This is a genomic window from Proteus alimentorum (assembly GCF_002607735.1).
In the GTDB taxonomy this organism is placed as follows: domain Bacteria; phylum Pseudomonadota; class Gammaproteobacteria; order Enterobacterales; family Enterobacteriaceae; genus Proteus; species Proteus alimentorum.
The window spans coordinates 370,340-385,359 of sequence record NZ_NBVR01000018.1 but is presented as its reverse complement, the minus strand read 5'-3'; the positions used below and the strand labels follow the sequence as shown (position 1 = coordinate 385,359).

At 37.3% G+C, this 15,020-nt stretch carries 15 protein-coding genes; 9 read left to right on the top strand and 6 right to left on the bottom strand.

What is annotated here, in order from left to right; all coding sequences use genetic code 11:
- Window positions 1-31: 31 nt before the first annotated feature.
- A complete protein-coding gene (gene gss, locus B6258_RS04640; RefSeq protein ID WP_099074271.1) occupies window positions 32-1,909 on the bottom strand; it encodes a bifunctional glutathionylspermidine amidase/synthase in 1,878 nt (625 codons plus the stop codon).
- A 601-nt stretch (window positions 1,910-2,510) separates the two neighbouring features.
- On the opposite strand from gss, the gene B6258_RS04635 reads away from it, so the two are divergent.
- The 8 genes from B6258_RS04635 to htpX all read left to right on the top strand — a co-directional run bounded on the left by B6258_RS04635 (window position 2,511) and on the right by htpX (window position 9,360).
- The gene (locus B6258_RS04635) at window positions 2,511-2,798 is read left to right on the top strand and encodes a helix-turn-helix domain-containing protein (protein WP_099074270.1); all 288 of its coding nucleotides are present in this window, start codon (window positions 2,511-2,513) and stop codon (window positions 2,796-2,798) included.
- Window positions 2,799-3,101: 303 nt separating this feature from the next.
- Entirely contained in the window at window positions 3,102-3,659 is a 558-nt protein-coding gene (locus B6258_RS04630) for an iron transporter (RefSeq protein ID WP_099074269.1), read from the top strand.
- 68 nt (window positions 3,660-3,727) lie between these two features.
- Complete coding sequence (locus B6258_RS04625) at window positions 3,728-4,075, top strand: cupredoxin domain-containing protein (RefSeq protein WP_099074268.1); 348 nt, start codon at window positions 3,728-3,730, stop codon at window positions 4,073-4,075.
- A gap of 2 nt (window positions 4,076-4,077) precedes the next feature.
- The gene (locus tag B6258_RS04620; protein WP_099074267.1) at window positions 4,078-4,914 is read left to right on the top strand and encodes an FTR1 family iron permease; all 837 of its coding nucleotides are present in this window, start codon (window positions 4,078-4,080) and stop codon (window positions 4,912-4,914) included.
- Window positions 4,904-5,827: an EfeM/EfeO family lipoprotein gene (locus B6258_RS04615; RefSeq protein ID WP_099074266.1), complete on the top strand. Its 924-nt coding sequence runs from the start codon at window positions 4,904-4,906 to the stop codon at window positions 5,825-5,827. The genes B6258_RS04620 and B6258_RS04615 overlap by 11 nt, the downstream gene beginning before the upstream one ends.
- Window positions 5,817-7,082 carry an iron uptake transporter deferrochelatase/peroxidase subunit gene (gene efeB, locus B6258_RS04610; RefSeq protein WP_164996134.1) on the top strand — a complete coding sequence of 422 codons (1,266 nt, stop codon included), beginning with the start codon at window positions 5,817-5,819 and terminating at the stop codon, window positions 7,080-7,082. The genes B6258_RS04615 and efeB overlap by 11 nt, the downstream gene beginning before the upstream one ends.
- 675 nt (window positions 7,083-7,757) lie before the next feature.
- Window positions 7,758-8,318, top strand: a complete 561-nt coding sequence (locus tag B6258_RS04600) for a LemA family protein (protein WP_099074264.1) — start codon at window positions 7,758-7,760, stop codon at window positions 8,316-8,318.
- A 76-nt stretch (window positions 8,319-8,394) separates the two neighbouring features.
- Window positions 8,395-9,360: a zinc metalloprotease HtpX gene (htpX, locus tag B6258_RS04595; RefSeq protein ID WP_099074263.1), complete on the top strand. Its 966-nt coding sequence runs from the start codon at window positions 8,395-8,397 to the stop codon at window positions 9,358-9,360.
- 113 nt (window positions 9,361-9,473) lie between these two features.
- Here htpX and B6258_RS04590 read toward each other — a convergent pair whose 3' ends face one another.
- From B6258_RS04590 to B6258_RS04575, 4 genes are all read right to left on the bottom strand, one after another.
- Window positions 9,474-9,656: a DUF2526 family protein gene (locus B6258_RS04590; protein WP_098941055.1), complete on the bottom strand. Its 183-nt coding sequence runs from the start codon at window positions 9,654-9,656 to the stop codon at window positions 9,474-9,476.
- 87 nt (window positions 9,657-9,743) lie between these two features.
- Window positions 9,744-10,976 (bottom strand): MFS transporter, encoded by a 1,233-nt coding sequence (locus B6258_RS04585; RefSeq protein WP_099074262.1) that lies wholly within the window; start codon window positions 10,974-10,976, stop codon window positions 9,744-9,746.
- Window positions 10,977-11,161: 185 nt separating this feature from the next.
- Entirely contained in the window at window positions 11,162-11,932 is a 771-nt protein-coding gene (locus B6258_RS04580) for an ABC transporter permease (protein ID WP_099074261.1), read from the bottom strand.
- A complete protein-coding gene (locus tag B6258_RS04575) occupies window positions 11,929-12,864 on the bottom strand; it encodes an ABC transporter ATP-binding protein (RefSeq protein ID WP_099074260.1) in 936 nt (311 codons plus the stop codon). The genes B6258_RS04580 and B6258_RS04575 overlap by 4 nt, the downstream gene beginning before the upstream one ends.
- 787 nt (window positions 12,865-13,651) lie before the next feature.
- Here B6258_RS04575 and can point away from each other — a divergent pair.
- A complete protein-coding gene (can, locus tag B6258_RS04570) occupies window positions 13,652-14,305 on the top strand; it encodes a carbonate dehydratase (protein ID WP_099074259.1) in 654 nt (217 codons plus the stop codon).
- A gap of 73 nt (window positions 14,306-14,378) precedes the next feature.
- Here can and hpt read toward each other — a convergent pair whose 3' ends face one another.
- Entirely contained in the window at window positions 14,379-14,921 is a 543-nt protein-coding gene (hpt, locus tag B6258_RS04565) for a hypoxanthine phosphoribosyltransferase (RefSeq protein WP_099074258.1), read from the bottom strand.
- Window positions 14,922-15,020: the final 99 nt, after the last annotated feature.

Here is a 15,020-nt window from a genome sequence, read left to right as displayed (position 1 = left end):
TATTATTTATTAATTCTAAACGTCTATGATCTTATTTAGCTAAAAAGTGTTTATCTTCAATCACAATTAAGGGTTCAATATCACTCTCTTTTTTAATCACTAGCGTTGGATCTGAACGTAAACAACAACCACCATAATGCCCCCCCACAGTAAAGGTGCAAACTTGGATATAGCGATTTGCCACTTTTGGTAAACACCATAATTCTTGGTAAATATTTTCTTGATGATCAAATTGACCATGGGTTTCATCTAACACATTCTCTTTATGATCGACTAAACCAATGTTACTACCACAACGACCTGCTATTGGTTTAACCGCATAACCACTTTGTGCAAGACGAGGTGTCACTGTGAAATCCGTATCTAACAAATAAGGGTTATCAGGGAACAATTGCCATAGAATAGGTAGGATCGCTTTATTACTAGGGATCAGTGTCCAAAGAGGCTCAAAAACGGTAATTTCAGGACGTAAAAGCACATCGACCAAGCGAACTTCGCCTTCAGGATGCCCTGTACGAATAGGGATCAGTGCTTGTTGCTCACTCTCTTCTCTTAGTTGATCTAATGCTGTTTCCCAAGCCCATGTTTTCCAAACACATTCAACAACACGTTTGTCTGCATCAATCAATTGACCACGGCTATTCCAATGAAGCTCACCTAATCCTCGTAGAATTTTACTGTTATAACCGGCTTGAGTCAGTGATTGTTGCATAAAGAGAGCGTGATAATCTTCTTCACTATCATCATCTTGAAGAATATGCACAAAAGGTTTTGCATCACAGTGTTTCCAAGCATCCGCTAATGCATCAAGTAAGCGTTCACCAGGGTTAAAGCCCTCTTTAATTCCACCTTTTTGTGCCCATTTCTCGATAATTAAACCAGCTTCTGTATGGCAAGAGGCTGAATCCGCATTATATTCATAAACTTTGACACCTCGCTCATCCATACAAAAATCTAAGCGTCCCGTGATCATTTGATGACGTCTGTTTTGCCACGACAAACGAATACGAGGCCACAATACTTCAGGGATATCGAATAAACGCAGTAAATTATCGTCTTTCAACACTTTTTCAGTTGCATGCAAATACATCAAATGCATTTCATTACTTGCGCGAATAAGTTCCTGCTCTGCACTTTCTGAAATGGTAAAATATTCATAGCTATCTTGATTGATAATATGACCATGCTGTGCAAGGACATAAGCTTTTTCTAGTGGTGAGCTTTCATCTAACCATTTGCCATTGAATTGACCTTTATTATCAAGCTTCGCGGTATGAATATTTAACAATTCTGGCGTAATTTTAGGTTGAGGAAGGCTATAAGCATTAGGCTCTGTTTGGATCATCCAACCTAATAGAGTGGTATTATCAAAGGTATCTTGAATAAAATAACCATTATCCGTCACTTTAAGCGGTAATTCTCTTGTCCACTGTTGCCCTGCCGGCAATCTAGTATGGATAACATTTTGCTCCGCAATACGAATTTTATCTTCAAGTACTTCAGTAATAACAGCAACATGCCCTGTTACTTTAAACTCACCACCTTCTTGCCAAATCAGCAAAGCTCCCACTGTGGGGGGTTGTTTGCTACCATTAGCAAAGGCTTGTAATGGCAATATATCGTCATCGATAGTTTTACGTAAAAAACGCAGTGAGAAGATCTCATAAGCCATTCCCACATCAGTAAATACAGCCCCATAATGCAAATAGAGAAAACGGCGAGCAAACTCAACACACTGCCACTTGTGCCCCATATATTCATTACCAATATAACTACGGAATGAATCATTAGCGGCATAGTCTTCTTTATCAATACTGCTGTAATCTGAAGAGTAAATCGCGACACCACCAGGCGCATAGCCTAGCAATGTTCCAAATGGTTCATGACGAATGATATCTTTTACATTCATAATCTCGACCTTGACGATAAATAGATAATTACCCTGCAACACTTATATTCTGCCTAAGTATTATAGTTAACAATCTTAACGCCGTAGCCTATTAGATGTGAATGTAATTTTATAAATTTCAATAAAGTGAGGAGAGTCGTTTGAATTTAACACCGGTTTAAGAAAAGAAATCTTATTGATATAAAAAAAAACTCAAAAACTCCCCATTATCAAAATGCATAAAAGGTATTTTCGAGTATAAACACAGTCAAAGAGGGCTTTATCTTTTTTGTTATAGCTTCATTATTTACTCTTTATTAATCACAAATGCGAGCACAAATAACGGATAAAATGGTGTTTGGGAAATATATAGCACTGTTTATCAAAAAAATCTCGACTATCCTGCTAGGAAAAAGAAGGATATCAAAATAGTTTAATGAAAATTAATATCATCTTATAACGTTATGGGTATAAATAATTCACCCAATTAACCGATAACACAGTAGTATGGATTTTACTCATTCAAGCCGGAGCGCTTGTTTATTTTGAAGGTCCATCACGGAAACTTGATATTCAATTTATTGGATATTATTGGTGGTTGATAGGAAGAATGAGGTCACTAATGTCAAAGATTTATCCCATTTCTCAAATTATTGGGCATAAAATTCGTAAACAACGCCAGCTACTTCGCTTGTCAGCAAAGGTTGTCGCTGAACGAGTCGGTATTAGCCAGCAACAATTTTCACGTTATGAGAATGGGCTATGTAAGATTGATGTTGATATGCTCTTTCATATTGCACAAGAGCTAAAAGTCACTCCTGCATTTTTCCTACCACCAAATGAAGAGCAAGTTTCTGCTGTGGCACTGACACAATCCAAACAATTTTGGAGCGCTCAAAGCCAAATTTAATCATCTTAGTATGGAAGTCTTCTGTTTTATCTTCTCATTAAGATAAATAAGATTTCCATATATCATTCTTAATTAGATGATTTTATTGGGTATTATTACCCATAATTATTAATTCCATTCATATATTTATTTCAAAACAACAAATTTTTTTCTTTTATAAAAGAAAATGTTATCGCTATTTTCACTGATTTTTCTGCCAACTTAAGCGATATTTTTCGTATAGATTGTCTCCTATTTCTAATACAAATTATGTTAACCTTACTAAGAATAATAACAATTATCATTCAATAATAGGGGTTAAACATGAAATATCGCTATGCGCTCTCTCTCACTGCACTCTCATTGCTTTCTTCATCCGCTTTCGCTGTTGAGTATCCAGTTGGTCATCCTATTCTTAAAAATGGTATGGAAATTCAAGGGGTTTACCTCCAACCGATCACTATGGATACTGAAGAAGGTCATCATGCGATGAACCACTTGGCTGCTGATAAGGCAGATATCCATTTAGAAGCAGATATTCATGCCACAGAAGATAATCCGAATGGATTTGCTGAAGGCGATTGGATCCCTTATCTCACCATTGAATACACCGTAACAAAATCCGATGCCCCTGCGAAAAAACAGCAAGGTACATTTATGGCGATGGTTGCCAATGATGGTCCTCATTATGGTGAAAACCTGAAGCTGGATGGAAATGGTCAATATAACGTGACCTATAAGATTTACCCGCCTTCATACAACAAAGATATCGCTTTTGGTCGCCATATCGATAAAGAAACCGGTGTTTCACCTTGGTTTGAACCCTTTGAAGTGTCATGGGATTTCACCTATAGCGGAACGGGCCGTAAAGGCAGTTATTAATTAGCTTGATAACGGATAGATCCAACCCTTTGGATTTATCCTTTTTCTCTTTTTTAAGTGAAACGCTGATGATCAAAACTCTCTCTAAATATACATTATTACTGCTGTTAATGGTGACATCCTCTGTTTTAGCAGCAGAAAAATACACCGTTGAATTAGAAATGAAAGATGGCGAACTTATTCCCCAAGTAATTGACGTTCCTGCTAAAACACCCATTAGAATAAAAATCCGTAATACAGGTACTAGCCCTGTTGAATTTGAAAGTACACAGCTACGTAAAGAAAAAGTATTAGCACCGGGCGCAAATTCTGTCGTTGTAATCGCACCACTAAAACCGGGACGTTACACCTTCTTTGATGATTTTCACCTTTCTCATCCACAAGGTGAAATTGTTGCAACTGAAAAGGCAGAGTAACTATGGGACAAGTTCTGTTTGTTGTTTGGCGAGAAAGTTTTGAAGCGCTATTAGTGGTAGGCATTATTTATGCGTGGGTAAAACGTTCACCAGCACCACAACAAGGTATGAAATATTTATGGGGTGGCGTGATATTTGGGTTATTTCTTGCCATTATTCTCGCGCTAAGTATTTATGGCGTATTTAGTTCACTCGAAGATATGTGGCAATCTCTATTTATGATCGCAATGGAGATCCTCGCTTGTGTACTTATTGTGCAGATGGTTTATTGGATGAATGGACAAGGAAAATCATTAAAAACAAATATAGAAAATGAACTCACCCAAAAAACACAGCAACAAAGTGCATGGGGTATTTTATTGATTATTGCCATTGCGATTGCCAGAGAAGGCAGCGAAGTGGTGGTCTTTCTCTCTAGCCATATTATGGCTCTCAATGCACAAACAGCACTGCCTTTCTTTATTGAGGTCTTTATTGGCTTACTTGTCGCAGCATTCACTCTATGGCTATTTTTACTGACTTCAAAAGTTATTTCATGGCGCTATTTCTTTACCGTAACAGGATTTTTACTACTCTTCCTTGCCGTTTCTCTGTTATTAAAAGCCGTAGAAGAAATTGCCAACCTATTGATTGAAATGGATTTTGAATTGCCTGATTTCTTTATTTATCCTCTTTGGGATATTAGCCATATTCTTGATGATTCCAGTGTCTTTGGTAATTTTTTAGTCTCGTTTTTTGCTTATCGCTCTCAACCCATTGGTTTAAGCGTGGTGACATTTATTGTGTATTGGGTGGTTGTTGCACTGTTATTTAAGCGAGGTGCTCGCCATGCTAAATAATGCCAAGTCGAAAAGTAAAAATATCACCGCTTGTCTATTTATCTTGTTATTTTCTTTTCCTGTTTATGCCGAAAAAATGATTCAGGGTATTATTCAAGATAGCGAAAATATTGTTATTGCCAAAGGGGATATCCCTACTCCTAAAAAGTTCGAAACCGATATTTTACATTATCGAGAAAAGGCGGTTGAACAATTAACGCTAGTTGAAAAATCGCTCGATAAATTAATCGAAAACAGTGAAAAAAATCAGCTTATTAACGCACAAAATGCTTATCAACAAGCGCATTATCATTATGAAGTGATCCGCCCTATTATTGCCCTTTTTGGTACAAGCGAACGTTTATTGAATAATCGAGCCAATTTCTTTCTTGAAAGAGAAAATTCACCTCGTTTTTCAGGATTTCATTTAGTTGAATATCAACTGTTTAAATTAGAAGATCCTCAAAAAGCCACGGAGTCGGCAAAAGCCCTTTTAAGAGGTATTAGTGACTTAAAAAAACGTATCGCGATTGAAGATATTCCTATCCCTAAATTGGTTCAGTCTGCGGGTGATAGCTTAGAGTTTATTTTAACTGACAAACTCGCGGGTCTTGAAAATCAATATTCAAACAGCGATCTGGGTGATAGCTATGCCAACTTATCTGGATCGCGCCTAATCGTAGAGATCTTATCTCATCATATTCCAACGACAGAATATCAATTGCTTATCAAACACTATGACGATATAGGTGCTTTGCTTTTAAAATATCAGCGCGATGAAGGTCTATTCCAGCCTTTAACAGCGCTTCCTGAAACAGAAAAAAGTTGGCTTTTTTCTCAAGTAACACAATTGGCAGAGCAAGTGGCAAACTTACGTAGCACGCTCAATATTGATGTTTACTATCACTATAAAGAAGCAAGTGATGAAAAATAAAACGCTCTTTAAATCGCTATCAAAAAATCCAGTTAACCTCAATAAACGTACAACGTTAAAATGGTTAGGTGGGAGTCTATTACTCGCCAGCATGGGCGCGAAAGCAATAGAAAAACAAGAGGCTTTATCTACTCCACGCTATCAACGTGCTATTCCCTATTTAGGCCAACATCAAGCGGGTGTTATTACACCAGAACAAAAACATGCCTCATTGATTGCACTTAATCTGACAGTAACAAACGCCGATGAGATAAAAAGAATATTCACAACACTGACACAACGAATTGCCTTTTTAACTCAACCCAGAGAACTTCAACAAAGGGCTAATCCACATCTTCCTCCTGCTGAATCCGGTATTTTAGGGACGCAATTACACCCCGATGAATTAACCATCACCGTCGCTTTAGGTGATAGCTTTTTTGATAGCCGTTTGGGTTTTCAAGCTAAAAAACCTAAGCGCTTAGAACCAATGAAACCTTTTCCTAATGACCGGCTCGATCCTAAATGGTGTGGTGGCGATGTATTACTGCAACTTTGTGCGAATAGCCCAGAAAGTGTGATTTATGCGTTAAGAGATATTTTAAAACACCTGTCAGGGAAGGTTTATGCGGTATGGAAAATCGATGGTTTTCTTCCTGCTCGTGATATCGATAATCGGCAAACGCCTATTAATCTTTTTGGCCTTAAAGATGGCTCTGGCAACGCACCTTCTTCAGATAATCGTTTGATGGATGATCTTGTTTGGATCACTAAGAAACAAAAAGAGCCACAGTGGTGTTTAGGCGGAAGTTATCAAGCTGTTCGCCTTATTCGTTTTGCTTTGGAATTCTGGGATAGAACACCGCTTGAAGATCAAGAAAATAACTTTGGTCGCCATCGCTCAACCGGTGCGCCAATAGGTATGAAGCAGGAGATGGATGATCCGCAATTTGAAAAAGATCCTCACGGTGACAGAGTGCTATTTGATTCTCATATGCGGCGGGCTGAACCAAGAAATCCAGAGCGTTACAGTGCCAAATTACGCCGACGCAGTTATAGCTACTCATTAGGATTAACGCCTTCGGGTCAACTCGATATGGGGCTGATCTTTATCTCGTTTCAAAATAACCTGAAAAAAGGTTTTATTGATACCCAAAAACGTTTAGATGGAGAACCTTTAGAGCGTTATATCAAACCTTTTGGTGGCGGATATTACTTCGTGTTACCCGGTATATCTGAAGAAGGTGACATTTTGGCAAAAGGGCTATTCGATTAATCAACACACGATTTTAGGCACTTTGCTTTTATCGCAAAAGTGCCTAAATAAGTCCTTTAGCAAATTAACGGGAAAAATGCGCCATTTTGGCTTTTAATGCATTGCCTAGCTCCACTTGCCTTTCAGGTTCAATAAATCCCATCGTCAATACTGCCACCACCATTTCCCCTTTTTTATTAATTACAGGACATGAAATAGATTATGCGCCGGGGGATACCTTCTGCAGGTTCATGACGAATAGCAAAACCTTGTTGGCGAATCGTATTTTGCTGCTTTTGTGATAAACCTGCTTCAATCATTAAATTACTAAAGGTGGCAAAAACAGCACCCGCTGCACTGATTTTATGAGGAACAGGCGTATCAGGTAAAAAATCAATATCAACATGTTGAAAGCGAACAGGAGAAGCAAAACCTGATGCTTGCTTATTTAACCTAGTTATCGCCCCCCCGATGTTTCACTTGATATTTTTATTTACCTTAACATTACCTTTAATTTTGCCCCGAATTTATTCGGGGTATTTTTTATCTGACCCAATATTATTGATTGTACTTTATCGGTACTCTTTTCATCTTTGATGGAATAATCATCTGGCTATCTTTATCAATAGTAGGCAAAATTAACATTAATGATTTAGCACAATTCCCTGTTTACGATTAGAAAAGAGAGCGCTTCGCATGACTGGATTAATTATTACCATCGCGTTATTGGGTCTTATTTTTTATTATTACAACCGTATTATCTCTATGCGTGAAGCGGTTATTTCAAGTGAAACTGAAATTTCAGTACAACTAGATCGTCGAGGCAAAGTGTTTGATAGTTTATTAGCCACTGTTAAAAAATACCTTAGCCATGAATCTGATGTATTTACTAAAATCACTGAATTAAGAACACAAACTCAAAGCGCAAATACCAAAGAAGCCAAAGCGGCTGAAGATGAGTTATCAAAAATTGTCTCAAGTGGCGCCATTAATGTTGCGGTTGAAAATTACCCTGAATTAAAATCCGACACCATTATGGCAAATTTACAAGAAGAGATTGTTTCAACAGAAAATAAACTCTCTTTTGCAAAGCGCGGTTACAACCGTACTTTAGAGCAATACCGTGCTTTCATCGCCTCTATTCCTGCGGTATTTATCGTCAAGATTTTCCCAAGCCTCGTTATTGATAAAGAGTACTGGCGCCTTGATGAAGGAACTATTAAAGCGGAAGAAGCGCGTCGCATTAATTTCGATTAATTTTATAGTGATAAAAGATATTTATTACTTCTAGATTGATAAAAACAGCACTTAACGGTGCTGTTTGGAGTCACTAATGGATTTCAGAAATGTTCTACGAAAAAATGCTATTCGAACTCGTTTTGTTATAGCAACCTATTTACTCTTAATGCTTATGATCGGTTTGCTGGTGGATACAGCTATTGGAGCAAATCCTTATTTAGATCTGACTGATAATATGTTGGCATTTCTGACGTTTCAATCCCTTCCCATTGCGACATTCATTATTCTCGCTATCTCTATTTTATTGCTTATCTTTATTCATTTTAAAGGGCATAAAATCATGCTAACAGGAATGAATGCACGATTAATTAGCCCTGATGGCACATTAAATGCACAAGAACGCCAACTCCTTAATATTGTTGAAGAGCTTAGCTTAAGTGCAACACTTGGCTATATTCCTAAACTCTATCTTCTTGATACACCCGAAGCGAATGCCTTTGCAGCTGGTTGGTCTGAAAAAAATGCCTTTATTGGTGTAACAACAGGCTTATTAAATCGCCTTAATCGCCAAGAAGTGCAAGCTGTATTAGCTCATGAAACAGGGCATATTATTCATGGTGACTCACGACTGACGTTATATGTTGGCATATTAGCTAACGTTATTCTGACGGTAACAAATATCTTTGGTAGTCGCTTATATATTGCCTCTGGTAACCGTGGTGGTAAAAGCAATGATGCAGCAAGCAAAGCGCGACTTATTTTAATTATTCTCAACTTGGTTTTACCGATCATTACACAGGTACTCTATTTCTATTTATCCCGCACCCGTGAATATATGGCAGATGCTGCTGCCGTTGATTTAACCCAAGATAATCAAGCAATGATTAATGCATTAAAGAAAATTTCAGCACAACATGACACTGAAAATTTTGAAGATGGTTCAACGGGACGAGCTTATCGTAAAGCGGCCTTTATTTTTAATAAAGGAGACTCGTTTTTCTCAACACATCCCTCCATTGAAAATAGGATCGCAGTGCTAGAAGGTCGAAAGACGTTTTAATTCGTGTTGATACAATGCAGTAAAAAGAATGTAGTAACAAAAAAAGCGTTTGCACCTGTTTATCAATACGCTGCAAACGCTTTTTTAATGCTTATTTCTTAGCAACAATCCGATTAACGTTGTTTTTCACCGTGATGGAAAATAGCCGTACGTAAACGCTCTTGTTGCTCATAACGTAGTGGAAATTCAATCGTTTTATCTTTACCTAATTCCACTAAAAGTTCATTCATGGTTTGAATACTGGTTGTGGCAATAGCATCATCAACCTGTTTAACCATTTCATCATAATGAGACATCGTGATCTCCTCTTTCTCATAAAAATCTTAACGACTATCATATTACAAGAAAGAGAAATTCTATATTTTTAGTCACACAAAGCATGATTAAATTGAGTTAAGCGGCTTATTTTTTGTCTCTTGACCCAATAACATCACCGCTAATATTCCAATCACAATCGAAAAACTGAAAATCAGAAATATTGAGCTTATTTCAAATTGATATTGAACCAAATATCCCACCATTAAAGGCCCTAATATTCCGCCAATACGCCCTATTGCAGTTGCTGTTCCAGCACCGGTTGTCCGAATTCCGTCGGGATATTGTTCTGGCGTATAAGCATATAAAGCCCCCCAAGCCCCCAAATTAAAGAACGATAACAACATACCAAAAATAAGCAATGTCGCAGTAGAATCAGCCACACTAAAATAATAAGCACTAATCGCTGTTCCTGCTAAATAAGTCACTAAAACGAACTTTCGCCCATAGCGCTCAATTAACCAAGCTGCCGTAAAATAACCGGGTAGCTGCGCTAATGTCATAATAAGCACATATTGAAAGCTCTTAATTAAACTAAAGCCTTTTAACATAGCAACACTAGGTAACCACAAGAAAATACCGTAATACGAGAAAACCACACAAAACCATAAGATCCACAACATGAGTGTAGAGCGACGATATTGTGGTGACCAAATTAATGCCATTGACTGGCGAATTGATAAACGTGTTTTTTTCTGTGAAATAGACGATGAGGTCGGTTCAGGTAATTTTGAACGTAAATAAAGAGCATAGACCGCAGGTAATGCGCTTAATAGCATAGCCATACGCCAGCCATAATCAGGAATAATAAAATAAGCAATCAACGCAGCAATTAGCCAACCGACAGCCCAAAAACTCTCTAATAAAACAACAATACGGCCTCTCTCATGGGTTTCCACACTTTCACTAACAAGTGTGGAAGCAACGGGTAATTCCCCACCTAAACCCATTCCAATGAAAAAACGTAAAACAAGTACCACCATCAAAGAGCTTGCTAATGCAGTTAACCCACAACCTAAGCTAAACAGCAACAAAGTAAAGATAAAAACCGGTTTGCGCCCTTTTCTATCAGCCATAATGCCAAACACGAACGCGCCAACCGCCATTCCAATTGAGTTTACACTACCAATCCAACCCAATTGTGATGCAGTTAATCCCCAATCTTCTTTTAGTGCTGTGAGTAAAAAAGCCAATAATCCCACATCCATTGCATCAAAAGTCCACCCCATACCTGCGATACATAAAAGCTTATTACGAGAGATTGCCTCAGGCGCTTTGCCTGTTTGGCTTGCCGTTGTCATTACATTTCCTTTCCATCCCGATTAAAGTGTTTAGTATACTAAACAAGAAAAATCATTTTGTTAATAGAGAAGTCGTTTTTTAAATAAAAATTAACATTTATGCTGAAAAAATAGCTAAAAAAAATCGGTATCTCTAATTAAGATACCGATTTCAACTTTTATCACTTTTTCTTTTGTTTTTTTGATTAGCTTCTTAAACCGCGACCTTTTTCAATTAAATACCATGCAATCACATAAAACACAGCAATAAAAAGACACAGTACACTAATCGTCACGGTTAAAGAGACATCAGTAATGCCCAGAAAGCCATAACGGAAACCGCTTATCATATAAACAATTGGGTTTAATTTAGATACCCCTTGCCAAAATTCAGGCAAGAGTGACAGTGAGTAGAACACACCGCCTAAATAGGTTAATGGTGTTAAAACAAAAGTTGGAATAATACTAATATCATCAAAGGTTTTCGCAAAAATCGCATTTAATAATCCCGCGAGTGAAAACACAATTGAGGTCATCAGTAATGTCACCACCACCATTGTCCAAGAATGTATTTCTAATGGTACAAAAAACAGTGAAACTAAAGTCACTAAAACACCGACGCAAATACCACGAGCCACACCACCGCCGACAAATCCAGCAATAACAACATGAGTTGGAACCGGTGAAACTAATAATTCTTCAATACTACGTTGAAATTTAGCGCCAAAAAAAGAAGAAGAAACATTTGCATAAGAGTTTGTTATTACTGCCATCATAATCAAGCCAGGAACAATAAACTGCATATAATCGACACCGCCCATATCGCCAATTCGTTTACCAATCAAGTTACCGAAAATAACGAAATAGAGAGACATGGTTATCACAGGTGGAATTAATGTTTGTACCCAAATGCGACCAAATCGGGTGACTTCTTTAATCCAAATTGTTTTGAGGGCTACCCAATACAGCTGAATCATTCCCTCTCTCCTTCTACTGTATGCTCATCATTAACTAAATGAACAAATAATTCTTCAAGACGGTTGGCTTTATTTCTCATACTTAACACTTGAATACCTTGTGCATTAAGTTGAGCAAATACACTATTTAGTCCTTGCTCTCTTTTAACATCAACTTCTAAGGTTGATGTATCAACCAAGCGATATTGATAATTTTGTAATTCAGGCAGTGGGCTTTTCGGTGCTAAATCTAAAATAAAGGTTTCAGACTCTAATTTACTTAATAACCCTTTCATACTGGTATTTTCAACCAGTTCACCACGCTGAATAATACCAATATTCCGACACAGCATTTCAGCTTCTTCCAAATAGTGTGTGGTTAAAATAATGGTAGTACCTTCCGCATTTAATTGTTTTAAAAACGTCCACATTGAGCGGCGTAATTCAATATCAACACCCGCGGTGGGTTCATCAAGAATAAGTAATTTAGGTTGGTGCATTAATGCACGCGCAATCATTAAACGGCGCTTCATTCCCCCAGATAAAAAACGTGCTCTATCGTCACGCTTCTCCCATAAATCTAACTGGGTTAAATAAATTTCGGCACGCTCTAATGCCAATTTACGTGGTACACCATAATAGCCCGCTTGATTGAGAACAATTTGCAATACGGTTTCAAAGGGGTTGAAATTGAATTCTTGTGGCACTAATCCTAATTGACGTTTTGCATTGACCATATCGGTATCGGTGTCATAACCAAATACTTTGACTTTACCACTGCTCTTATTAACTAAAGAGCTAATAATACCAATCGTGGTCGATTTGCCTGCGCCATTAGGGCCTAATAAAGCATAAAAATCGCCAGCCTCAACGGTGAGATCAATTCCTTTTAGCGCTTTTACGCCATTGTGATAAGTTTTCGTTAACTCCGTTAACTCCAATGCATACGTCATAAGTGGGAATTACCTTTTATCAACTGCATTATTCAGCATTGACTGAGCTGAAATCAGAAAATAAGTTTAGTTCAAAGAACAAAATGGAATAAGGATATTCTAGAGAAAATAAGGTCGTAAATAAACCGTTTTAGGGCTTATGACACAAACGAATAAATAAATATTTTTTAACTATTGCAATAATAAAGAATAAGAGATGAAGAGAAAGTAAATTAGCCATCGAGGCTCAAGGTTCTTTTATTTCTTACTGATATTCTGATGGTTTAATAAATTTATCTCTTAGTGTAATCATTTAGCCTAATTGATACCAATAAAATTATTGCCTTTGTTTCTCAAGTTTACTGATGAATATTATCTCGCCATTCACAATCTCCATCAATGATGCGCTTTATTTTTTCTCATTTTTACTTTCAGTGTAAAAAATAAAACCAACAATTATAATCATTAGTTTTATTTATATAATATTTATAAGTCTCTATTTTTGAATAATACAATAGCAGGTTTAACAACCAGTTATCTTTTTATACATTTAATTCACATCAAGGAATGTATTGATAAATTCATTAAACAAATGCTATAAAAAGATTTATCTTATTTGAAAGCGAAAAATTACAAGCAATTATCTGTCACTTGGCTTTAAAAAGCCTTCTGATTAATTCGAAAGTAATGGTATAAAAATACCCTTTCTTAATGGATCTCTCGCATCCAACAATAACACAAGAGCTATTTCGTGTTGGCGTACTGTCAGCGCAAATGGTGGGAAACCGAATTTACAGGCAGTCACGTCATGATGAGAAAAATTGAAGAGCTGTTAGCCAATAACAAGCAATGGTCAGAATCTGTTACTGAAGAAAATCCTCAGTTTTTTAAAGATCTCTGTAAAGGTCAAAAACCTCACTTTTTATGGATTGGTTGCTCTGACAGCCGTGTTCCAGCAGAAAAATTAATCAACGCCGCACCAGGTGACTTATTTGTTCACCGTAATGTAGCAAACTTGGTCATCCACACGGACTTAAACTGCCTTTCTGTGATCCAGTATGCGGTTGATGTATTACAAGTTGAACACATTATTGTCTGTGGTCACTATGGTTGCGGTGGTATTGAAGCGGCTATTGACGGCACCGAATTAGGGCTTATCAATAACTGGTTGCTGCATATCCGTGATATCTGGTACAAACACAGTTCAATGTTAGGTGAACTTGCGCCGCAAGATAGATTAAACCTACTTTGTGAGCTAAACGTTATCGAGCAAGTATACAACCTTGGTCACTCAACGATTATGCAAGCTGCGTGGAAACGTGGACAAAAAGTGATGATCCACGGTTGGGTTTACGGTTTAAATAACGGTGAGTTGCATGACCTTGATGTCACTTCAGATAGCCGTGAAAAACTTGAACTTTCTTATCGTCAAGCGATGGCAAAATTAAGCCATCCGCGTTAATGCATTCATTATAAGCAATCATTTTAGGCCCTAATATTTAAAAATATTAGGGTCTTTATTTTAAATCAATAAATTACTCATCTAATAACGTTACATGCCCAATATAAGGCAGGTGGCGATAACGCTGTGCGTAATCAATGCCATAACCGATAACAAACTTATCTTCGATAGAGTAACCAATCCACTCAACAGGAACATCCACTTCACGACGAGATGGCTTATCCAATAACGTACAGATAGAAATAGAAGCTGGCTCACGTAAGCTTAAAATCTCTTTAACACGATTTAAGGTATTACCTGAGTCGATAATATCTTCAACAATCAGAACATCTTTACCACGAATATCTTCATCGAGATCTTTAATGATTTTAACGTCACGCGTTGACGTCATACCATTACCGTAACTTGATACAGTCATAAAATCGACTTCATGGTTCACCTCAATTTCACGGCATAAATCTGCCATAAAAATAAAAGAACCTTTTAACAAGCCGATTAAGACAAGATCATGTTGACCTTGACGTGGGCGGTAATGTTCTGTGATTTCACGACCTAGCTCAGCAATACGCTGTTTGATCTCTTCTTCAGAGATCATGACATCAACAATATGTTTCATGATTAATTTCGATTGGGTTAACGGGGAAAGCAAACGATTGTACCAGAACTTCCTTCATCATGCGATGATCTGATTTAATGAAAATAAAGGCACAAAATA